This is a genomic window from Pseudomonas sp. TMW22090, from assembly GCF_022496665.1.
Classification (GTDB): domain Bacteria; phylum Pseudomonadota; class Gammaproteobacteria; order Pseudomonadales; family Pseudomonadaceae; genus Aquipseudomonas; species Aquipseudomonas gregormendelii.
Genome location: NZ_SCFH01000001.1, coordinates 753,756 through 774,574 on the forward strand (window position 1 = coordinate 753,756; position 20,819 = coordinate 774,574).

Below are 20,819 nucleotides of genomic sequence, written 5' to 3' on the forward strand. Positions count from 1 at the left end.
TGCCAATCTCGCCTGAGAGCGTTGTTCCATGACACCGACAGAAAAACTTCTTGAATGGCACTCAAGCTGGGCGATCGATCAGGGAGTGGTCAGGTGCAAGACTTGCCATGCCGAGCAGGCGGAACTGGACAGAGACAAAACATTTCCCCACGGGCCAGGCTGCGCGAAGGCTTCTTTGGGGATACTCCCATGGCAGGCCTTAGATGATGTCCAAAGCTCATTCTCAAGCGGTCAAAAGCACGACTAGCCCTCTGGGTTTCCGGAAATTTAAGGACGCAAGTTTGCGATAAAAGTCTCGCGCGAGGCGGGGCTTTTACCGTGAAATGGCGGAGGGTAGTCGTTGGCATTATGGTTGCGGTAGCCGGCACGCAGCAACTAATTAAGGAAAAATGGCTCAACACGTCACCTACTGTTAAGCCGTCCTTCCTGCGAAGGTAAGCGTCATGATTCGTTGAAAGCTTCAATCGGCAGCTGTCAGAGGGGGTTAGGTGGGCTTTTTCCGACAGTGCCCATCTCGATGGGGGTTTTTATGTAGAAAACCGAAATATCCTCAATTTCCAATCGTTTGAATAACCTTTCGGATTCCTCCTCGGTGATAGCCATTCGAATCTCCGTCGGCTGATCTGCCAACTCAAAAAAATGCGAGGAATGTAGCCGGCCCGTGTGTCCAAAACCCTCAATACCCGTAGACAGGGTCGCACCACGCAAACCCATGTCGTTCGCCAAATCAACAATCCAGTCACCGAGCATCTTTCCTTGGTAACGACGGTTCTGCTGGGTAAAGAAAATCACCAGAAAACCTTTCATTTTCATCTCCTCAGCGCGTGCCAATCATTTGATAGGACAGAAGCCCGGCAGCCGTCATCGCCAACGAGCCCACGACGTGCAACGAAATCGAGCCGAGTGCCCACAGTAATCTGCCTTCCTGAATCAGGGCGACTGTTTCGGCTGAAAAAGTGGACAAGGTGGTAAGTCCCCCACAGAAACCCGTGATGATCAGCAGGCGCCACTCAGGGCTTAGGGAGGGGGATGCGGCCAAAACCGCTATTGCGAGGCCAATGATGTAGCCCCCGACCATATTGGCGACCACAGTACCTGGGGGAATTGTAGGGAACAGGGCATTGAGCTCCATGCCCAAGATCCAACGCAACCAGGCACCAAGGGACGCGCCGATGGCGATAACGAGAAGTGATTTCAGCATGGATGAAATTCTCCTCTGGGCTGGTAGAGCCGAGGAGCGGCTGATAACCGCAGATTACGAGAGCGAACTGATATGAGAATAGAGGTCACGATCCTGTCCTGAATTGGAGGACAGGGAGACACACCTACGCACCCTGTCCAGGGTTCACGTAGGCATCATCAGCACAAAGGCGGTTAAAGGAGGAATGCCATCTCCTGTCTTCATCCTATAGCAGCACCGGTTGGATATTCAAGATGCTAAGAACTCGAATTCCACCGTAACCGAGTCTCCAGCATGGCTGACGAAGGCGCCTGAATTTGATTACTCCATTCTCCTTAAGACGACTGGCGAATATGCAAAATCTGCGTCTATGATGAATAAGAATAAAGCCCCCGTAACCATGAGCCAATGCCATGAGTGTTGTTCGAAGTCATCGCGCGCTGATCGCCTGGATGCTCTATGCATGCGTCCTGTTCAGTGCATTGGCTTGCAGCTTCAGTCATGGAGAACAAAGTGGTCTGGAGCTAAATGGAATCGGCGGTCTCTTTTGTTCTGTTGACAACCATACCGGTGTCGGTCTGGGCGAAAAATCGGACGATTCGAAAAATCCGGGCTTGATGCCAACCATGGGCTGTCCGCTTTGTAGCGCATTCACTTTAAACATCACCATGCTGTTCTGCCTCAGCTGGCTGCTTCGCTCCCATCGCAAAACATTCAAGTATCGCCAACAACGCGAAAGCACTTGCCCTCGCTTCACCTGGCCCCCCGCCAACCCCCGCGCTTCCCCTTAACTCCATCGCTATCCCTCTCCCGCACTTCGCTGCGGGTATCTGATCGTGCCTGTCTGAGCGGTGCAGCTTTGTCTGCTCGACAGGGAACGATGCTGTCTGCCGATTCGAACACCTAAAATTAGATCCAAGGAGCAACCCATGAACCGTACGCCGTTCTTGAGCCTGGCTTTAAGCCTGGGCCTCATTCCCTGTGCGCAGGCCGATCACGTCGAACTAGGAGAAACCCAAATCAAGGGCGAGTACCGTAGTGACCCGACAGCACCGAGCATTGCTGAAAAACGCGCTGACTTTTCACATATCCCCGGCGGTGCCTCAGTGGTCGATGCTGAGACCTACAAGACTGGTCGCAGCAGTACCTTGCAGGATGCGCTCGGGCTCGCCACCGGTGTCTTCATTCAGCCGCGTTTTGGCGCAGAAGAAGCCCGACTCTCAATCAGGGGTTCGGGATTGCAACGTACTTTCCACGGGCGCGGTCTGCTATTGATGCAGGATGGCGCCCCCGTCAATCTGGCCGATGGCAGTTTCGACTTCCAGACCATCGAACCACTGGCCGCTGACCATATAGAGGTGCTGCGTGGTGCCAATGCTTGGCGTTATGGGGCAACCAACCTTGGTGGAGCAATCAACTTCGTGACACCCACCGGAAAGACCGCTCCGCCTGTAGACGTGCGCTACGAAGGAGGCAGTTTTGGCTATCAACGTCGATACGGTGCGTTCGCACAGGACTTCGGGAATTGGGATGGTTTTTTGAGTGTTTCCGACTCCAATCAGGACGGCTACCGCGACCATTCCAGGCAGGATAATCAGCGCTATTTCGCCAACCTCGGCGGTCGCATCAACGAACGCCTGTCGACCCGTTTCTACCTGACCCATGTGGAGACCGACTCGGATCTGCCCGGCAACCTGACCAAGGCTCAGATGCGTAATGACCCCAAACAGGCTTCAGCGGACAGCATCAGCGGTGATCAGCAGCGCGATTTCACCCTCAACCGGATCGGCAATATCAGTACCTTACAGCTGGACGATGGGCACAGTTTGGAACTGGCCACTTACTACAGCGAGAAGTCGTTGTTCCACCCGATCTTCCAAGTACTGGACATCAATAGTGAAGACTACGGTGCACGTCTCTCACACAAGTGGCAGAACGAGCAAGGTTGGCGCTCTACAGCCGGCGTGGAGGCGAGTCAAGGACGTAACTGGGACTCTCGATACGTCAACGTTACCGGGCACAAAGGTCGCAAGGTCAACGAGCTTCACCAGACAGCGCGCAACCTCAATGCCTTTGGCGAACTAGAGATCCCCGTCGCGCAACGCTGGGCTGTGATCGCAGGTGTTGCCTGGTTGCACCAGCAACGCGAAGTCGACGACCGCTTCAAGTGCAACGCTTTTGTCTCGGCCTTCTGCTTGCCTCAGGATGAATCGTTCAGCGAGACTTACCAAGGTCACATAGGCCGCATTGGCATACTCCATGACTTAGCTGAAGGTATACAGCTCTTTGCCAACTTGAGCCAAAGTATCGAGCCGCCAACGTTCTCCGAACTAACTGGAGGGCAAGTCGTGACGAAAAACGACGAGCAGAAGGCAAATACTTTGGAAGCCGGTATGCGCTGGTCTCGAAACAATCTCGACCTGGACTTTGCGGTTTACCGCAGCGAGATCCGCGACGAATTGCTCGCACTCAACGACAGCAGTGGCCAACCACTGGGAACGGTGAATGCCGACCATACGATTCACCAAGGTATTGAGCTAGGGGGAGCATTGACCTTTGGCCAGTTCGTTTTGCGTGGACAGTACCTGTTGAACGACTTCCGCTTCGACGATGACAAGGTCTACGGCGATAATCGACTGGCCGGGATCCCTCGGCAATTCATCAAGGGCGAGGCCCTGTGGCAGCTACAAGGCTGGTACGCCGGCCCGACATTTGAATGGGTACCCAACCACTACAATGTCGACGAGGCTGAAACCTTGTATGCAGACGGTTATGCCATTTGGGGGCTGAAAGGTGGATACCGACCAGCGCAGGGCTTGGGCTTCTTTGTTGAAGGCCGCAACCTCTCCGACAAGACCTACGCAGCCACCACCGGGGTGATCGCCGACGCAAATGGGCAAGACAGTGCTCAGTTCCTGCCTGGCGATGGCCGAAGCCTGTTTTTTGGTCTGGAGTGGCGGATGTAATAGCGCGCTCCAGTCTGAGCCAAGGCAGTGTCTTCGTGGACGCTGCCTTGTTGAATAGGGCCCACCAGCAGCCGGTTCATTTTTGGATGCATTTAGCCTGGTACGTGTCTTATGCCCGGAGACGAAGTTGCTCATCGCTCAGCTTTTACCTGCGGCAAAATAGCGCGTTTAGCGACTTTTACATCCTCCCTGAATTCCGGCTAAATGGCCGCCCTTCTTTGCCGACCTTGTTCATGTCCTCGTTGAAACGCATAAGCCCTTGGATCGCCTGTCTGGCCGTGTTGCTAAACATGTTTGCCATGCCGCTGAGCCGCGCTATGCAGACACCGGATATGCAACTGATGCTTTGGGGTGGATTCTGCTCAGGAAGTGCCTCACAAGCATTGCCTCCAGGGTTCGACAAGCTGATCGATGCTCTCCAGCCGGCCCCGTCTAAAACTGTCATGCAACACGGCGATTGCTGCTGTGGCCATGCCGGAATGGCAGCGCTTCCGTCTGACTACTACAGACATTTCCTACCGCGATACACGCCTGATACGTCCCTCGACAATCCAGAACTGCCGACGCTGCATCCCAGGATTCGTTGGCCCAGCCTGAGCCCGCGCGCGTCTCCCCTCGCCTGATCATCAACACCGCTGACATAAGTCCTGCGTTGTCTTCATTACCAATTTTTAGCGGCCCTGTCGTGATCGCTAAACGCCCTTGAAGTTTCTTGGTCATCAGGAAGTGTGCGTTATGCCTGCTCCATTTACTTTGCCTCAGGCAAAGCCTTTGTCTGTGTCCCGTTCACTATGGCCGCTGCTGTCGCTAGGCCTCTTTGCAATAAGCCCGTTGTCCTTGGCATTGGCCGAAACCAGCAAAAGCGAAGATTCAATTCTGACTCTGGGCACCGTGAACGTTCAGGGCACAGCCAGCGGCCCCTTGAGTACCAGCAGTGTACTCAGCTCGGTGGATATCCTCGGGGGAGATATCTTGGAAAAGATGCCAGTCAATTACAGCTGGGAGTTGTTCAGCCGAGCTCCAGGGGTGATGCTCACGGAGTTCAACCAGGGCACGACCTCAGGGAAAATCTCCTTCCGTGGCTTTAACGGCGAAGGCGAAGTGAATGCCGTGAAGCTGTTGATAGACGGGATTCCGAGCAACAGCAACGACGGCAACATGCCGTTCATGGACATGATTTTCCCTATGGAGCTGGACAGCATTGAGGTTGTCCGGGGCACCAGTGATGCGCGATATGGTCTGAATAACATCGCCGGTAACGTCAACATGCTGACCCGTACAGGCGGTGACTACAGTAAGGCGCGCATTCGCTACGGCAGTTTCAATACCCAGGAAACCCAACTCGCCAAGGGCATAGAAAGCAGCAATTGGACGCAAAACTACTTCTTCGCTTATCAAAAATCCGACGGCTATCGGGATCATGCCGAAGCCGACCGATACTCGATGTCTGGCAAGTGGTTCTATACGCCCGACGATGACAGCTACCGCATTGGTCTGATTGCCCGTCACTACGAAGCTGAGGCACAGGAGCCCGGCTATTTGACCGAAGACGATGCCCGTCATCATCCGAGCATGACCAACAGCTATAACGCCACAGACAAGGGCACGCGGCGCATGAATCAGGTCATTCTGCATTTCGATACTGACCTGGCTGATACGCTCGCCTGGTCAGCGAAGACCTACGTCAACACCTTCGATGACCGACGATGGACACAGTATTGGCGCACCACCTCCCAGCAGGAACGCGATGCCTACGAAACACAGTACGGAGCCCTCACCTCCCTAACCTGGCGCCCGGAAGTCAGCTGGCTGTATGACTTTGCCCTGGAGGGCGGTGCAGACCTACAACAGCAGCAGAACGAGAGTGAGCGCTACCGCACAAAAAACCGTGCCCGCCTGGCACAGACACGCGATCAACAGTTTGATTTCGACACCTATGGTGCTTACGTCCAGGCAGAGATCAAACCTTTCGAGTCGTTGAAGATCGTTCCGGCGTATCGAGTCGACAAAATCCAGGGTGATTTCACCAACGAAATGACCGACCTGGATTACGACATCAACGATTATGGCCTGATCAAACAGCCCAAGCTTAGCGTGGTCTACTCGCCGTGGGACGTGGCCAGTTTTTATGCCAACTGGGGCCGTACCTTCCAAGTTGGCACCGGCGCGGCAGCCTACAAAATCCCGCCAAGAGATACCGATCTGGCACCTTCAATCAATGAAGGCTGGGAAACAGGCATCAAGTTCACCCCGGCGGACTGGATTGATGGTCGCGTCGCCTACTGGCAGCAAGAAGCCTCGGGTGAAGTCAGTCGCCGCCTCAACGACCCGAGCGGCGAGTCTGACAACGTCGGTGAAACGCGACGGTGGGGTTATGACCTGCAGATGAACCTACACCCTAACGAACGCACTGAAACATGGATGGCCTACTCTTGGCAGTATTCGAAAATACTCCAGCCAAGCGCCACTTTGCCCAATAGCAAAGGTCAGGAAATCGACCATATCCCCCATCACCTTTACAACGCCGGGATCAGCTATGAAGCGACACCTGCGCTACAGCTGACGGCCTGGATGAATGGCCAGACTAACTACTACCTGGAGCGAGAAAACACCAAAGGGATGTATGGCGGATACGTTCTGATGAACCTCGGCGCGACCTACAAAGTGACCAAATCGGTGAGCGTCGATCTACAGTTGAAAAACCTCACCAACCGCTATTATGAATACGTTTGGTACGACCCGGATGGTGCCCAAGCATCCCTGCACTCACCAGGTGATGGGCGTGCTTTGTACGCCGGGCTTACTCTTGACTTCTGATGTGGATAACCGCTGGGGCCCATCTGGCCTCAGCGATACAGAGTACGAATTCGCAGCAAACCTTTACTCGTCGTTAACCATAGGTAATAAAGATGCCAGCTCATTTTGCGAAAAAAATCCTGACCTCCGTGGCGTTGCTTGCATCCCTTGCAACGGCCACTTCAGTGTTTGCCCATGCCCACCTTAAGAGTGAAACGCCGGCTGCTGATAGCACGGTAAGTGCACCGCAGGAGCTGCGTCTGGTGTTCTCTGAGGGTGTCGAAGCCAAGTTCACCAAAGTTATCATCACTGGCGATGGCTCCGCAGTTGCGGTCAAAAGCATCGAAACCGCTCCTGGCGACCAGAAAACACTGATCGTCACACCTGAGAAGCCGCTGGCAGCCGGAAAGTACAAGGTTGAATGGCATGCCGTTTCGGTTGATACCCACAAAAGTGATGGCGACTACGGTTTCACCGTGGGCAAGTGATCTTGATCGGTAAGCTCGACTGAAGTTAACGAGGCCCACGCTGTGGGCCTTTTCTTTGAGGCGCTTTCAAAGAAAAGCTGGAGATGAGTCTGCTGGAGAATCAGTAAACAAGGAGCGCAGATATCGTATGCGGGAGTGAGCTACTTAGAGAAAAGAAAAGTGCCACGGCCCTTTCAGGCCATGGCACTCAGTGACACGACGTTAACCCTGCCAAGAGAAATCACCGCGTCGGCATTAAATGTAGCATGCATCCACTGACACACTGGTCTGCGACAACCTGCCACAGGTGACGCTCGCCCCCCCTCAAGCGAGCTACGGTTCATTAGCTAGGTCGCCAGGTGCGGCGGCCTGTCGCATTTGGGGTCTCGATACGCCCTCACTAAACTCAAAATGCCCTGCTGATGTGCTTTCTGCCAAACGGCAAATGCGTCGGCAATGCTCATGTGCCACGGATGGACTCTGTCATTCCGAAGGCGCCGCCTGATTATAAAATGTCCCATGAGGTCGACCGTGAAGAAAGTATTGGCAGCAGCCTGTTTACTCGCATTCTCTACCGCTTATGCCGCCCAAGAGCCTGAAGCGGTATTCAACCGCGCCTGCACCATGTGCCATAGCGGCCAGTTACCTATGGCACCAAAAAAAGGTGATCAAGCGGCATGGAAACCCCGCCTTGAGCAGGGCACCGATGTATTAGTCAAACACGTGACCGAAGGCTTTAATGCAATGCCGGCGCGGGGCCTGTGCATGGACTGTAGCGCCGAAGACTACAAGGCCGTAATTGCGTGGATGTCGAAGTAAGGGTCGCGGTAGGGAGGCAGCTTGCTGCCCCCACCAGCTCATATCCGTAAGTGCGGAACTACCGCATACCCCGCACCACAAATCTTAGCCTTTCGCCGCGCTGGCGAGCGCCTCTGCCTTCTTCGTAAAGTCCACTGCCATCTGGATCATGGCTGCCTTTACCTTCGGCGGAGCGGTCTTCATTGATCCTGCGTTGAACGGCGGATCGGGATCGTACTCACTCATTAACTGCGTACATTCTGCATAGGTCTGATCGCGCAGTTCCGCGACCATAGCCAAGCCGAAGTCCAACCCCGCTGTTACGCCTGCGCCCGTGACTCTGTTGCGGTCGCGCACAACGCGAGCCTCGGTGGGGATTGCTTCAAACCCGGCTAATGCCTCGCGGCACGACCAGTGAGAGGTTGCCTTGTAACCTTTTAACAGCCCAGCCGCGCCGAGAATTAGCGAGCCAGAGCAGACACTGGTGACATATTTCGCACGCGACCCGCGATCAGCCATGAAGGCCAGAGTCTCGGGGTCAGAGGCCGCTGCCAGGGTGCCATCCGTGCCGCCTGGTGTGAAAAGCACAGTCAGGTCGCGAGGACAGGTGTCGAAGGTGGCGGTCGGTATAATCGTTAAACCCGCATCGCTGGTTACCGGATCAAGCGACTTGGCAACAATATGAATCGTGGCCCCCATGAGCGAACCAAACATGCAGTGCGGGCCAATCAGATCCATTACTGTCATGCCTGGGTAGATCAACATTGCGATTTGCTCGTCGCCCATCCAAGGCACTTTGTCCATGTCGGGGCCCATGTCAGACATGTGGTGCTCTTGCGTGGTTTTGTCAGCAGCCAAAGCCTTGAAGTGAACGCTTGCCGCCAAGGGAGCTAGGAGTGCGCCAATCACTAATTTACGACGTTGGTTATCAATCATGATGGTGTCCTCAGAAGCTGGCTGTCAGCGTCAGGTAAGCCGAACGTGGTTGAGTAGGTAATACCAGGGGAGACCCCAAATATTGATAGGTCTCAAAGACTTTGCGACCTGTCAGGTTTACCGCCGAAACTGAGATCGTGTATCGGTCGAAGTCGTAGGAAGTCTGCGCATCCAGCAGTGCATAGCCTGGTGCGGATACCGTATTGGGCAGGGTTAACTCACGGGAACTGAGTGCTGTGATACCAGCACCGAAGCCCAGCCCCTTCGCGGCGCCATCGAGTATTCGATAACGGGCTGCGAGGCGACCGCTGTGCCGTGGTACTCGAGGCAGTCCGTCACCGACCGGAATCGAGCTGTCCTCTGTGACTTCTGCCTGGGTATAGGCATAGTTGGCCAGTAACGAAAGAGCGGGGATCGGTTCCCAGACCAGATCCGCTTCTACCCCGCGAGCGCGTTGTTCGCCGCTCTGCACCGAATAACCCAGAATCGAGTAGTTAGGGTCAGGATCGGGAGTGGACACATTACGGCGCGTCTGTTCGAACACCGCGAGCGTGCCGGAAATGCCGAGATCTTTGAAAGCCAGCTTAATGCCCGCCTCATAGTTGCGAGAGAGCTCAGGCTTGGGAGTTTCGCGACCAGTGAAGTTGAACGCCCCCCTGAAACCGGTGGAATACGCCGCGTAGAGCGCAAGACTTTCGGTCAGGTCATAGGTGATGCCAAACCGTGGCGTAACACGGTGATAGGAAGTATCAACGCCCTGCTCTTGCTGCTTGAGATCAAGCTGGGTCACTCGCAACGACCCCAAAAGGTGGAAGCGGCCATAGGTTGCCTGATCCTGAACATAAAGAGCCTTTGTTTCGTAACGGTTGGTCTGGGACACCATTATTTCGGGTGTCGCGCCGTAGGAAATCCCATATGCCGGATTGGCAAGGTCAAGCTCACCGATGAGCTCCGCGCCGGACATGGCCGAGGTGAAATCGGTACGGTCGTAGCTGGCTCCTATCAGTAGTTCGTGGTTGCCGCCCAGCGCTTCGATTCTGGATGCCAGGTTGGTATCGAGGGTGTTTTCCCGGATGTTCGTGGGCAGGTAAAGCTTGAATATCGGGTAGACCGTTGGCGTCGCAGGACTTGGGCCGAGAAGTTCCGGATAAACAAAACTGCCATAGTCGCGAACCCTACCCTCGTAATACTGAGCGGTGACGGTCATTCGCGTGTCGTCGCTAAGCTCATGCGTGAGCTGGGCAGTCGTTGTTCGATTCTCGATGGTGGTGTGAGGCTGTCCACTTGTAGCCCCTGGGAATGCATTGCGATCAATCTGCCCGCTCAATGCTTGGGCGGCTGGTAGGCCGGAATATTCGAGCTGGCTACGATCCTCGTACTGACCACGCAGCAATAGCTCGGTCTCTGGCGAAAGCTGGAACGCAATGCTTGGCTGTATCGACCATTGATGGCCATTGACGTGATCAATCCAGCTATCGTTTTCCTGATAGTCAGCGGAAATCCGTGCGACAACCTTGTCGCCGATGGGTGTGTTGAGATCCATCGAAGGATTCACCGTGCCGAAACTGCCTGTGCGCATTGACAGTAAGGCACTGGGCTCAGCTTCAGGGCGCTTGGAAATCACGTTGATCAAGCCACCTAGCGGCGCGCCAATTCCGCCGCCGTAAAGCGCTGATGTCGGGCCTTTGAGTACCTCGACGCGTTCGGTGCCAATGAGGCTGGTTGGGTCGATACTGGCCGCCGTACCTCCGAATGCAGGTAGCCCATTCATGTAAATTTCCGCCGGAAATCCGCGCACGATAGGCTGGGCGAACAGTGCCTCTTGAGGCTTTGTCGCTCTGACTCCTGAGACGTTGACCAGCGCATCAGTAAGCGAATGGCTGTCCTGCTCTTTGATCATCGATTGAGTGACGACCTGTACCGACTGCGGGACTTCGATCAAGGGTGTGTCGGTGCGCGTGGCTGAAGCAGAGCTTGGTGCGGTATAGCCTTCGCGCTCCCCAGAAACGTTTATAGGCTCCAACGTCCAGGTCTGTAACCGTTTGGTTGTTTGTGTTGCATCTCCGGTGCCGTCCTGCGGCTGTGCAGCTTGGGCGATTACTGGTAATGCCAGCCCTAGAACCATGTAGGAGGCATGGCGCCAACGCAAACGCGACAGGTCAATGTGAAGCAGCGGCTCGTTCTTGGTCGGGTACATGGGATCTTCCGATGAAAGTCAGGTATTGGCTGAACGTTCATGACGATTCGGCAACACGGCCCACAAGAGCACGTGACGCAGGTCGGCAATTCGTTTTCAGCAAAAAGTAGCGGTGACGTTCAAAGGTTGAACCGGTGGCGCTCGGCTTCGAGCACCAGGAAAAACTGGTGGCGCTGCTGGCTGTGCGGTGAGGCGAGCATAAAGATGGCGTAGCGGTGGAGCATTAAGCCGGAAGCTGGGCAGATTCGACTCGATGAGTGCAGGGTGTTGGAACAGCAGTGAGCAGTACCCGCACTTTTCCCACACGATCAGGTCATGGTGTTTGTCAGCAGAGCCGTGATGAGTCATCTGACTCATGCCAGGCATGTCGTGGCATTCCATGCCTGACATACCCATTTGCTGACTTTGGCCATGGGCAAGGCTGATCCCCTGACTGATCAGCGGGCCGGCAAAAATCATCAGCATGGCGAACAGACTCAGCCATGCTCCGATGATGTAGCGCTTATGCACTAGCAGGACTTCTGCTTATCACGGACAGCCTTCAAAGGCTGGGCCTGTGGCTCGTATCCGGGGATAGGCAACCAGCGGCGAAAGCCAGCGCCTCCCTTTCCTGTAAGAGGGCACCAGGCGAAGTCCCAAGGCGTCGGGGGAAATTCCTCTTTTTCGGGGTCAACGCCGGCGACAGAACGGGGGGCTACCTTCCAGTCAAACACCCTCATAGGCGAACCCTGCCAAGCCAAGACCAGCCCGCGAGCTTGGCTATCGTCAGTATTTATCCAACGAGCCGCCGCCGCAGTCATGAAGGAGTCGATGTGTTCCTCGTGTATTTGCTTCTGGTAGGTCGAGTTGAGTAACCAGCGACAAACACTCAGGTAGTAAGTCCAGTTCAGAGGTGGATGATTGCGGTATGCCCAGGTCATGAAACTTCGAAATATGTTCAAGCCGTCCGGTGGATCTAACTTGAGCAACCCAGGACACACATCGAACAACGTATGCCAGTAAGGCAGCAACCGGGCATCCAAGTGAACAAAACAGCGTGCATTACTGGGGTAGTCAGGAAACGGCAACAGGAAGTCGCCACGACTGCTCACACGCGACGCCTTACTGACCAGCCGCGAAGCCCCTGAAGGAATGGCTACAGAGCGCATACCAACCTCCGTGCCACAACCGCTTGCGACTTACGGAATGCAGTAATACAGACAGTGATCCTTTCGGAAAAACTAAACCTGGAACTTGGATGATCAATAACAAGAGACATACGGATGTCCTTCCCGAGACGGTTGAACGGCGTCCACCCTTGGTCGCATCAGCGACAGCCGGCGTAAAACGGACGACGAAAAAACAAGCGATGGCGGGCAAATCAAGCCGGCCACTCACAGGCGTCAAATCTGAGGGGAAGCGCGAGGGTTGGCCGAGGGCCAAGAGTATCGAGGAGGTGCCTTGCAGCGCAGCTCGCGGCTGGGCTGCGGCTTTTGTCTGATTCGCAGCAGCCAGGTCAGGCAAAATAGAAAGGCGATGCTCAATGTCACCGCTGAACAGATAGGGCACGACAGACTACCGGCCCAGCCACCAGTTGACTGGTCAGTGAAGTCCGTTTTCTGAATCGGGCTCTTGCTGCCCAGTGCAGAGCAAAACTGACCGCCGACTCCATTGAGTTCGAGCCCGCTCATCTGCCCATGTCCCAAACCGCAGGCAAACACGTTGAACAGGACGCAGAAATATAGCGTCCAGGCAACGAGCGAGCGGTTTGATAGGGACAATTTCATGGCAGCGACATTAACACCCAAGCAAGCGGGGTTGAAGATCGAAAGATGTCGTTCAAACCCACCGCCCAGAAATACCTAGACGATGGGGCACGGGGAAATTATGCGACTTTCAGTGATTTCACACAGGTGAAGCGCTCGACAAAGGTGTTGTCGGCATAGCGCTTAAGCGTCCTCGCAACCAGGCAGGTGAACAACGGCTCGCATAACACCAGTGGCAAGTACGAAACGGCGAACAGCGCCCAGTTACTCAGAGGGGTTGGCTCCTCGCCCATGGACAACCAGAAACCCACCATCACTACCACACCGGTGTAATACAGCGCATCGAACTTGACCACTTCAGCCCAACGAATGCTGCGTCCGGCAACGTCGAAAAAGCGGCGTCCCAGCAAGCCGTGGGCGGCAATCAGCGGCAACATCAAAGACAACGAGTTGACCCCTAGGTGCACTAGATCCTGCGGTTCGAACAACAATCCTTGCAACAACAGGCCAATGGCAAAACCAAACAGCGTGGGGATAAAGCCGAAGATGACGTAGACGGCGGAAGCACCGACGAAATGCAATTCAGAAGCGCCGACCGGCAAATGGAATACTTCCATGAACACCGAGAAAAACGCGGCGGCGAGTATCGTCTTAATCAGGTTATCGGGGCGTAACAGCTTCGGCGAAAACGCCGCCAGCGTAGCGATTGCAGCGGCGTTGGCGTACAGCACTTTGGCGGCATTGAGCACGCCGGGTTCGATATGCATCAGTTCTCCCTCCGAGGGATGCGGGTCTGAAAACTGCCGGGATATTCGGCAGCACTTGTGGCAGGTCTCCTGGCTCACAGCTCAACACCCTCCCGCGCCTTCCCAGCCGTTATAGGCCAGTGGCATAGACGAGAGAGCTAACCGTTCACAGTTGCGGGGGCAGCGCAGGAATGGCCAAAGGGCGTACCTGCTTCCCTATTGCTTCACCAAAAGGTGAAACCACAAAGCGTCAACAGATTAAGGGTTTTGCACGGTCTGCGCACGAGGCGAGTAGTCTTTCCGACAAGGTTCCACGGAACAACGTGCGACAGTCTGCCTCAGGCGACTCGATAGGCATGTTTTATCGGACTTAGGGCAATGCCTGCGCCAGACTGTCGCAGGTTATTAAAGGTGACAGGTGTCGTTAGACTTTTTGCCCCTCCACGAGTCGGTCAGAACAAATGCTCAGTAGGCATGATTGGGTTTCACCTGACGCACTTCCGACAGTAGCTCAAATACGCTCGGACGGTTCGTCTGGAACTAGAAATGCTTCTGCGTTAAACCTCAACCAAATACATGGTCGTTACGTGGCACGCCCAAAAGTCGGGTGCTAGAGTCATTTCCATGAACAGAACTCGAACAGACCGCTCGTTGATTGCCTGGACGCTCTATGCCTGCGTCCTGTTCAATCTATTGGCTTGCGGTATTGCTCACGGACAGATGAGTGGCTTGGCCCTCAATGGCGCGGGAGGGCAATTCTGCTCAGTATCTAATGTGGGTGTTGCGGATGTCGGGGGGGATTTGGTTGCCCAGTCCAAGAGTAATTGGGCCAGCAACTTCAGTTGCCCGATGTGCTCCTCAATCACCTTAAACCTCGTGTTCCTGTTCTGCCTTGCTTGGCTTGCGCGAACCAACCAGGTTCAGCGAAAACCCGTTGAAACCCGCGGTAAGGCTCCTCCTCGCTACTCTTGGCCATCGGCCAACCCTCGCGCCTCTCCCTTGTAATAAATAGCCACGGTCATCAGCGCTCAATTATTGCCAGCTCGATCTCTGGGATCCTTTGATGACCAAGAGATCCATCGTTGGTGCGCGTCCGATACCGAGATCTGAATCACGTACTGGTGTGATCAGGTATGCCCCGTGCTGGCTATTTCATTTGTGATGCAGCAAGTCCCTGCCGTGCATGGGGATGCACCGCAGGCGAGAAAACTTTGGCATTGAAAACGTAGGCACACACTCCGTTAGTGAGCAGGGCCTCGTCGATAACAAGGAGCACAAGGGATGATGCAAAAGGCTATTTGGTACGGTGTTTCGATTTCACTGTTTGGCGCCACTGCCGCTGCACAGGCAGATAATCAACCTGTGGAGTTGCCTGAAACGACGGTGATTGGCTCTTCTGTAATCGACCAGAACAAGGTCGACTCCTTCGGTAGCCTGACCACCGTGGTGGGGCAGGATCAGATCCGCGACCTCAACGCGCTAGATCTATCGTCCGCGCTGCGCCGTACTCCAGGGGTGACCGTTTCACGATTCAACCCAGTGGGGTCGTTTGGTGGGGCTGAAGGTGGTGCGGTGTATATCCGTGGTATGGGTGCCAGCCGACCAGGCAGTGAGATCAAGACGTACATCGATGGAGTGCCTTTTTACATGGGCGTTTGGGGGCACCCTTTACTGGATCTGCTACCGATCAATGCCATGCAAAGCATCAGCGTCTACAAAGGCCCGCAACCGCAAAAATTCGGCAACACCTTTGCCGCAATTGATTTGACTCCTCGTACTGCTGAAGCGGGCGATAACCAGCATGGCGAATTGCAGGTAACTGGTGGCAGTTTCCACACAGCGACCGATCAAGCCTCCCTTATTGGCCGCAGCGGCGATTGGGACTACCTGCTAGCGCAAGGAGCCGCTCACTCCGATGGCGACCGTCCGGATGGCGATGGCCGTTTGAACAACGGCCTGGCGCGCATAGGTTATCGTTTAAACGATAACTGGAGTGCTGGCCTGTTGCTGTTGCATGCCAACAACCAAGCCTCAGACCCTGGACAGAAAGGTCTACCAGAGACCAAGACAGGTGAATTCAACACTCGCGGCACCTTGGCTACGCTCTCACTTAACCACGACTACGACTGGGGCAACGGTAGCGTCAAGCTTTACCACAACGAAGGTCGAGGCAGCGCGCTCGATCAACCTGGGCTCGATGGTGACACCATCAGCGACTTCACCTTGCAAGGCCTGCGCTGGGAAGAAAGTCTGCGACCTTGGCAAAACGGCGAAGTCGCGCTGGGCATGGACATCGATGAAAGCAAAGGCGACGTGACTTACAAACGTATAGCGCCGGCACCGCGTGCCGACTTCGACGCGCCAACCTTGCGAGTGATCTCGCCACACATTGCTCTCAGCCATGCATTTGAACTCAATGACAGCTGGACACTAACGCCTTCTGCCGGAGTGCGTACCTACGACCACAACGTCTTCGAAAGCGCTACAGCGCCGCATGCTGGTGTGCTGCTGTCCACTTCCAATGTCGAGTTTCGGGCCAACCTGTCTCGAGGCATCAATTATCCAGGGCTCGAGGCTTCAGTTCTCTCGAACCTAATCCCGGCGCTCGGCGAAAGCTGGAAAGATCTAAAGCCCGAGAAACTCGATCACCAAGAACTGGGGGTCAAATTCAACCCTATCGAGAGTGCAACCCTGGATCTGGCCATCTTCAAGGACAAGTACAAAGATCGCTATTTGTTCGCGTTCCCTCCTGCCGTTTCACAGCCCTCATTTACGAACTTGGGTAACTACGAAATCAAGGGCGCCGAGGCCACTTGGCAGCAGCACTGGAACGATAGCTGGAGCAGCTTCGTCGGCTTCACCTGGCTGGATCCGTCGCTGAAAACTCTGCCTTACGCACCGAAACGGTCTTTGTCGTTAGGCACGACCTACGAAACCGGCCCTTGGCGTTTGAGCGCTGATGCCCAGTATCAGAGAGACATGTACGTGCTAGCGGAAGAGCGTACCGCAGGGGCCGCGAACTTCGCACAGGTGGACAGCTTCACTGTCGTGAACCTGAGGGTGGGTCATGCGGTTCCGGCGCTGGGCAAAGTCGGTGAGGTTTTTGTGGCGGTAGAAAACCTATTCGACCGCAACTATGAGTATCGCAACGGTTATCCAATGCCCGGAACCTCGGCGCAGCTCGGCGTGAAAATGGGCTTCTAAACGACCCCGATGGAACTCGGCTGCCGAGTGATCGACGGCAGCCTCTACTCAAGGACACACACCATGAAATTCGCACCGCTATTTCTAATCTTGATGACACTTGTCACGGGGGCTTTCGCTGACACTGTATCGGATCAACAAAATATCCAACAGCTGATGCGCCATACTTGGGAGCGTCCGGATGCTCCGCTTGATGTCGGCCCAATTACGGTCGAAGGTGATCACGCTGTCGCCGGTTGGACACAAGGCGAGCGCGGAGGTCGCGCACTGCTAGGAAAAAGCGATAAAGGCTGGCGAGTCGTGCTGTGCGCCGGCGACGCGTTGCTGGATCCGACCACCTTACGCAGCGCCGGATTGGCCCCTGACGCAGCCGTACATATGAGCCAATCCGTGACACAGGCAGAAAGCGCTATATCGCCGAATCGGGTGAAGCAGTTCGCTCTGTTCAAAGGAGTCGTGAACGTAGGCCAAGAGCACTCTTCAGCGGCTCATTGAGCTGAATCGATTAGATGCATTCAGCAGGGCAGACCCCGACTGACCTCTCGTTCAGTCGGGAAATATCGATCAGTCATTTTGATGCCATACGTTAATTTTAAGATGATGCGTCCATACAGTTGACTGGACTGCTGGACGATCCAAAAGGCGTTAATCCATGAGCGTTTTGCTGACTCGCCGCAAAGTGGTTGCAGGTATGGGGCTGCTTGGTCTGGGCATCCTGACCGGCTGCGATTCCCGAGGGGAGTTGTCGTACAAGTACGGCAAGGATCTGAGCAATCAGATCCTCGGTCGAACGTTTAAGTTAAAAGATACTGACGGCGACGTGAGAATGCTCTCGAGCTATCGAGGCATGATGCCGATGGTGTTCTTCGGATTTACCCAATGCCCCGCGATCTGCCCCACCGCTCTGGCCCGAGCAGTAAAAATCAAAAAACTAATGGGCAAGGATGGTGACCGTCTCCAGGTCATTTTCATCACGCTGGATCCCGAACGGGATACACCTGCCGTGCTCGACGCCTACGTCAAAACCTTTGACCCATCATTTGTCGCACTTTACGGAACACTGGAAGAAACGGCTGCTACGGCCAAAGAGTTCGGCGTGTTCTACGAAAAAGTCCCCAGCGGATCAACTTATACGCTTTCCCACACTGCGACGAGCTATGTTTATGATTCCAGGGGAACGCTACGCCTTGGATTGTCTCACTCGCTTTCTGCACAAGAGTGCACGGAAGATTTGCTCACTGTCATGGAGGTCTGCTAATGAACTCAACTCTCAATCAAACCAGCATTACCCAACGCGTCAGACAGATCGTACTTGGGTGTTCTCTACTGGGACTGGCTTGCCAGGTATCAGCCCAGACGCAGGTAGACGACGCGTGGGTTCGCGCAACAGTTGCAGGACAACAAGCGACCGGAGCGTTCATGACTATCACGGCAAGCAGCGACAGCAAGCTGCTCAGTGCGCAGTCACCGGTGGCTAAAACCGTGCAAGTTCACCAGTCGATCATGAAGAACGACGTGATGAGCATGCAACCGGTAGAGTTCGTCGCCTTGCCTGCTGGCAAAGCCGTCACTCTGGATCCCCACAACTACCACATCATGCTTATTGACCTAGTTCAGCAGGTCAAAGAGGGCGACAAGGTGCCGCTGATGTTGTCGGTCGAGAATGCCAAAGGCGAGAAGGAGTCGATCAAGGTTGAAGCCACAGCGCGGGCTCTGAATATGCCTGATCACAGCAAGATGAATTGATGACCTGAAGGATAAAAATCAGTGACGTTTGACCAGGTAAACGTCACTGATTAAAGATCCCATTGCGTCATAGACCGAGCTGCGGCAATTAGCCTCCCTCCGCGAATAGGCGTGAATGGCTCCGGAGCGAAAATGGCGATAGCATTCCGTCCACTCGGTTTAAACAGCCTGTTTTTCAGATCAGGGTCGCATCGTGGAAAAGCTAAAACGCCTCCAAAGTGGAATAGAAGGTCTCGACGCTCTGCTCAAGGGAGGGCTGGTCGCAGGCGCTTCGTACATAATCCAGGGTCGCCCAGGGTCTGGAAAAACGATCCTCGCTAACCAACTCGGGTTCCATCACGCGAATAATGGAGGCCGGGTTCTGGTCGCCACGCTGCTGGCCGAGTCACATGACCGCCTTTTTCAATTTCTTTCTACTCTGAGCTTTTTCGACTCTTCCAAAGTCGGCGCCGAAATTCAATTTGTCAGCGCGTTTGACACCCTGGAAAACGAAGGTCTGGATGAGGTAGTAAAGCTGCTTCGGCGCGAGATAAGCCGCCAAAAAGCCACGGTGATGGTGGTAGACGGCTTACTCAATGCGCGCTCAAAAGCCGATTCGCACATCGACACCAAGAAATTCATTTCAGAGTTGCAAGGGCACGCTGCTTTCGCGGGTTGCACCGTACTGTTTCTTACCAGTTCCCGACTCGATGACGGCAGCCCTGAGCACACTATGGTTGATGGCGTGATTGAGATGGGTGAAGAGCTATATGGCACTCGCTCAGTGCGTCGTATTCAACTGCGTAAAACTCGCGGCAGTGGAGCAATGACAGGCCTTCATGAGTGTGAGATTACCGACAACGGATTGGTGGTTTACCCTCGACTCGAAAGTCTTTACAGCCACCCGTCCGCCCCCGACAGCGCCGACATGACGCGTATTGCCAGTGGCATTGGATCACTGGACGGCATATTGGGCGGAGGCCTTTACAGTTCCAGTGTGTCTCTGGTCATGGGCCCCTCCGGAATTGGTAAAACGACTCTGGTCTCAAATTTCTGTCCGAGTCAACGGTGGATGCTCCAGGACTGCATTTTGGCTTCTACGAGAGCCCACAACGTTTGCGACTCAAAGGCCAATCACTGGGTATCGATATCAAAGGCATGGAAGACAGCGGCGCCCTGAGCATTGCCTGGCAGCCAACTACTGAAGGCCTGCTCGATGGACTGGGCGCACGACTGCTGAGTATCGTTGAGGAAAAGGGTATCAAGCGCCTGTTCATCGATAGCCTTAGCGGTATGACACGAGTCTCGACAAATCCCGCACGGATTACTGACTTCTTCAGTGCTTTGATGAACGAGCTGCGATCCAGGGGCGTTACGGTATTTGCCTCATGGGAAATGCGCGATCTATTTGGCTCCGAGGTCAGCGCACCAAACTCTGACCTGTCGAGCATCGTCGACAACCTGATGCTGATGCGATTCTCTGAGAATCACTCTGAACTAAGCAGAACGCTTTCCATTCTTAAAGTACGAGACAGCTCTTACGACCCTTCACGATTTGAGGTCGTCATCCGTGATCAAGATGTTTTCCTGAAAAAGGCTTCAAGACATGAACCTTCAGTCCCCACTGAGTCATCTCCCGGTTCAATTTCTTAGGCTTTTGAGTGGGTTGAATTAACATGACCACCATCCTGGTCGTCGACGACGAGTATTTGATCGCTGACATTCTCAGCCTTGCGCTGGAGGATGAGGGGTTCATGGTGGTGACGGCCAGCAATGGTCGAAAAGGACTCGAGGTGCTGGATAGAGAACGGCCTGCCTTGATCATTACCGACTTTATGATGCCGGTGATGGACGGCCTGGAATTCGCCAAAGCCGTCCGAGCCCTTCCTTCCGCTAATCATTTGCCGATCATCTTGATGAGCGGTGCTCAGGCACATATCGGTATGCAGAGATCGGATTTGTTTGATGCTGTATTGGCAAAGCCATTCAACATCGATTTGATCATCGCAGAAGTTAGAAAGCTCTTGGGGTCAGAGTAGTACGAGAGCGCCTGCGTCAT

General features: G+C 54.6%; 20 protein-coding genes, 1 pseudogene and 2 riboswitches. Of the genes and pseudogenes, 13 read left to right on the plus strand and 8 right to left on the minus strand.

Annotation, left to right across the window (positions count from 1 at the left end):
* Nucleotides 1-474 precede the first annotated feature (474 nt).
* Together EQV97_RS03520 and crcB are read right to left on the minus strand one after the other, a co-directional pair.
* Nucleotides 475-807, minus strand: coding sequence for a DUF190 domain-containing protein (locus tag EQV97_RS03520; RefSeq protein ID WP_240888414.1), 333 nt, complete (start codon nt 805-807; stop codon nt 475-477).
* Between the two features lie 10 nt (nt 808-817).
* Nucleotides 818-1,201, minus strand: a complete 384-nt coding sequence (crcB, locus tag EQV97_RS03525) for a fluoride efflux transporter CrcB (protein WP_240888415.1) — start codon at nt 1,199-1,201, stop codon at nt 818-820.
* Nucleotides 1,202-1,343: 142 nt separating this feature from the next.
* A riboswitch (Fluoride riboswitch) is annotated at nt 1,344-1,405 on the minus strand.
* Between the two features lie 188 nt (nt 1,406-1,593).
* On the opposite strand from crcB, the gene EQV97_RS03530 reads away from it, so the two are divergent.
* From EQV97_RS03530 to EQV97_RS03555, 6 genes are all read left to right on the plus strand, one after another.
* Nucleotides 1,594-1,971: a DUF2946 domain-containing protein gene (locus tag EQV97_RS03530; RefSeq protein WP_240888416.1), complete on the plus strand. Its 378-nt coding sequence runs from the start codon at nt 1,594-1,596 to the stop codon at nt 1,969-1,971.
* 138 nt (nt 1,972-2,109) lie between these two features.
* Entirely contained in the window at nt 2,110-4,146 is a 2,037-nt protein-coding gene (locus tag EQV97_RS03535) for a TonB-dependent receptor (RefSeq protein ID WP_240888417.1), read from the plus strand.
* 233 nt (nt 4,147-4,379) lie between these two features.
* The gene (locus tag EQV97_RS03540) at nt 4,380-4,769 is read left to right on the plus strand and encodes a DUF2946 domain-containing protein (protein ID WP_240888672.1); all 390 of its coding nucleotides are present in this window, start codon (nt 4,380-4,382) and stop codon (nt 4,767-4,769) included.
* 112 nt (nt 4,770-4,881) lie between these two features.
* Nucleotides 4,882-6,963 carry a TonB-dependent receptor gene (locus tag EQV97_RS03545; protein WP_240888418.1) on the plus strand — a complete coding sequence of 694 codons (2,082 nt, stop codon included), beginning with the start codon at nt 4,882-4,884 and terminating at the stop codon, nt 6,961-6,963.
* Nucleotides 6,964-7,055: 92 nt separating this feature from the next.
* Entirely contained in the window at nt 7,056-7,430 is a 375-nt protein-coding gene (gene copC, locus EQV97_RS03550; protein ID WP_240888419.1) for a copper homeostasis periplasmic binding protein CopC, read from the plus strand.
* A 510-nt stretch (nt 7,431-7,940) separates the two neighbouring features.
* On the plus strand, nt 7,941-8,228 hold the full coding sequence (locus tag EQV97_RS03555) for a c-type cytochrome (RefSeq protein ID WP_122557269.1): 288 nt from the start codon (nt 7,941-7,943) through the stop codon (nt 8,226-8,228).
* 84 nt (nt 8,229-8,312) lie between these two features.
* On the opposite strand, the gene EQV97_RS03560 is transcribed toward EQV97_RS03555, so the two are convergent.
* The 6 genes from EQV97_RS03560 to EQV97_RS03585 all read right to left on the minus strand — a co-directional run bounded on the left by EQV97_RS03560 (nt 8,313) and on the right by EQV97_RS03585 (nt 13,852).
* Nucleotides 8,313-9,143 carry a DJ-1/PfpI family protein gene (locus tag EQV97_RS03560; protein ID WP_240888420.1) on the minus strand — a complete coding sequence of 277 codons (831 nt, stop codon included), beginning with the start codon at nt 9,141-9,143 and terminating at the stop codon, nt 8,313-8,315.
* A gap of 10 nt (nt 9,144-9,153) precedes the next feature.
* Nucleotides 9,154-11,340, minus strand: coding sequence for a TonB-dependent siderophore receptor (locus EQV97_RS03565; protein ID WP_240888421.1), 2,187 nt, complete (start codon nt 11,338-11,340; stop codon nt 9,154-9,156).
* A gap of 96 nt (nt 11,341-11,436) precedes the next feature.
* Nucleotides 11,437-11,850: a DUF2946 domain-containing protein gene (locus EQV97_RS03570; RefSeq protein ID WP_346769710.1), complete on the minus strand. Its 414-nt coding sequence runs from the start codon at nt 11,848-11,850 to the stop codon at nt 11,437-11,439.
* A complete protein-coding gene (locus EQV97_RS03575; RefSeq protein ID WP_240888422.1) occupies nt 11,850-12,488 on the minus strand; it encodes a putative natural product biosynthesis protein in 639 nt (212 codons plus the stop codon). Before EQV97_RS03575 ends, EQV97_RS03570 begins: the two co-directional genes overlap by 1 nt.
* A gap of 234 nt (nt 12,489-12,722) precedes the next feature.
* Nucleotides 12,723-13,106 (minus strand): DUF2946 domain-containing protein, encoded by a 384-nt coding sequence (locus EQV97_RS03580; RefSeq protein WP_240888423.1) that lies wholly within the window; start codon nt 13,104-13,106, stop codon nt 12,723-12,725.
* Between the two features lie 98 nt (nt 13,107-13,204).
* Nucleotides 13,205-13,852 carry an energy-coupling factor ABC transporter permease gene (locus tag EQV97_RS03585; protein WP_240888424.1) on the minus strand — a complete coding sequence of 216 codons (648 nt, stop codon included), beginning with the start codon at nt 13,850-13,852 and terminating at the stop codon, nt 13,205-13,207.
* A 41-nt stretch (nt 13,853-13,893) separates the two neighbouring features.
* A riboswitch (cobalamin riboswitch) is annotated at nt 13,894-14,091 on the minus strand.
* A gap of 364 nt (nt 14,092-14,455) precedes the next feature.
* Here EQV97_RS03585 and EQV97_RS03590 point away from each other — a divergent pair.
* The 7 genes and pseudogenes from EQV97_RS03590 to EQV97_RS03620 all read left to right on the plus strand — a co-directional run bounded on the left by EQV97_RS03590 (nt 14,456) and on the right by EQV97_RS03620 (nt 20,799).
* Nucleotides 14,456-14,836, plus strand: a complete 381-nt coding sequence (locus EQV97_RS03590) for a DUF2946 domain-containing protein (RefSeq protein WP_240888425.1) — start codon at nt 14,456-14,458, stop codon at nt 14,834-14,836.
* 276 nt (nt 14,837-15,112) lie between these two features.
* Complete coding sequence (locus tag EQV97_RS03595; RefSeq protein ID WP_240888426.1) at nt 15,113-17,035, plus strand: TonB-dependent receptor; 1,923 nt, start codon at nt 15,113-15,115, stop codon at nt 17,033-17,035.
* A 63-nt stretch (nt 17,036-17,098) separates the two neighbouring features.
* A complete protein-coding gene (locus EQV97_RS03600) occupies nt 17,099-17,530 on the plus strand; it encodes a copper uptake system-associated protein (protein ID WP_240888427.1) in 432 nt (143 codons plus the stop codon).
* A gap of 157 nt (nt 17,531-17,687) precedes the next feature.
* Nucleotides 17,688-18,293, plus strand: a complete 606-nt coding sequence (locus tag EQV97_RS03605) for an SCO family protein (protein ID WP_240888428.1) — start codon at nt 17,688-17,690, stop codon at nt 18,291-18,293.
* Nucleotides 18,293-18,781 carry a copper chaperone PCu(A)C gene (locus EQV97_RS03610; protein ID WP_240888429.1) on the plus strand — a complete coding sequence of 163 codons (489 nt, stop codon included), beginning with the start codon at nt 18,293-18,295 and terminating at the stop codon, nt 18,779-18,781. The genes EQV97_RS03605 and EQV97_RS03610 overlap by 1 nt, the downstream gene beginning before the upstream one ends.
* 190 nt (nt 18,782-18,971) lie before the next feature.
* Nucleotides 18,972-20,413: pseudogene (locus EQV97_RS03615) on the plus strand (ATPase domain-containing protein).
* Between the two features lie 23 nt (nt 20,414-20,436).
* Nucleotides 20,437-20,799 (plus strand): response regulator, encoded by a 363-nt coding sequence (locus EQV97_RS03620; protein ID WP_240888430.1) that lies wholly within the window; start codon nt 20,437-20,439, stop codon nt 20,797-20,799.
* Nucleotides 20,800-20,819 lie beyond the last annotated feature (20 nt).

Coding starts and splice junctions, on each gene's coding strand:
- EQV97_RS03520 (WP_240888414.1), bottom strand. CDS start 807: ATGAAAGGTTTTCTGGTGATTTTCTTTACCCAGCAGAACCGTCGTTAC.
- crcB (WP_240888415.1), bottom strand. CDS start 1,201: ATGCTGAAATCACTTCTCGTTATCGCCATCGGCGCGTCCCTTGGTGCC.
- EQV97_RS03530 (WP_240888416.1), top strand. CDS start 1,594: ATGAGTGTTGTTCGAAGTCATCGCGCGCTGATCGCCTGGATGCTCTAT.
- EQV97_RS03535 (WP_240888417.1), top strand. CDS start 2,110: ATGAACCGTACGCCGTTCTTGAGCCTGGCTTTAAGCCTGGGCCTCATT.
- EQV97_RS03540 (WP_240888672.1), top strand. CDS start 4,380: ATGTCCTCGTTGAAACGCATAAGCCCTTGGATCGCCTGTCTGGCCGTG.
- EQV97_RS03545 (WP_240888418.1), top strand. CDS start 4,882: ATGCCTGCTCCATTTACTTTGCCTCAGGCAAAGCCTTTGTCTGTGTCC.
- copC (WP_240888419.1), top strand. CDS start 7,056: ATGCCAGCTCATTTTGCGAAAAAAATCCTGACCTCCGTGGCGTTGCTT.
- EQV97_RS03560 (WP_240888420.1), bottom strand. CDS start 9,143: ATGATTGATAACCAACGTCGTAAATTAGTGATTGGCGCACTCCTAGCT.
- EQV97_RS03565 (WP_240888421.1), bottom strand. CDS start 11,340: ATGTACCCGACCAAGAACGAGCCGCTGCTTCACATTGACCTGTCGCGT.
- EQV97_RS03575 (WP_240888422.1), bottom strand. CDS start 12,488: ATGCGCTCTGTAGCCATTCCTTCAGGGGCTTCGCGGCTGGTCAGTAAG.
- EQV97_RS03580 (WP_240888423.1), bottom strand. CDS start 13,106: ATGAAATTGTCCCTATCAAACCGCTCGCTCGTTGCCTGGACGCTATAT.
- EQV97_RS03585 (WP_240888424.1), bottom strand. CDS start 13,852: ATGCATATCGAACCCGGCGTGCTCAATGCCGCCAAAGTGCTGTACGCC.
- EQV97_RS03590 (WP_240888425.1), top strand. CDS start 14,456: ATGAACAGAACTCGAACAGACCGCTCGTTGATTGCCTGGACGCTCTAT.
- EQV97_RS03595 (WP_240888426.1), top strand. CDS start 15,113: ATGATGCAAAAGGCTATTTGGTACGGTGTTTCGATTTCACTGTTTGGC.
- EQV97_RS03600 (WP_240888427.1), top strand. CDS start 17,099: ATGAAATTCGCACCGCTATTTCTAATCTTGATGACACTTGTCACGGGG.
- EQV97_RS03605 (WP_240888428.1), top strand. CDS start 17,688: ATGAGCGTTTTGCTGACTCGCCGCAAAGTGGTTGCAGGTATGGGGCTG.
- EQV97_RS03610 (WP_240888429.1), top strand. CDS start 18,293: ATGAACTCAACTCTCAATCAAACCAGCATTACCCAACGCGTCAGACAG.
- EQV97_RS03620 (WP_240888430.1), top strand. CDS start 20,437: ATGACCACCATCCTGGTCGTCGACGACGAGTATTTGATCGCTGACATT.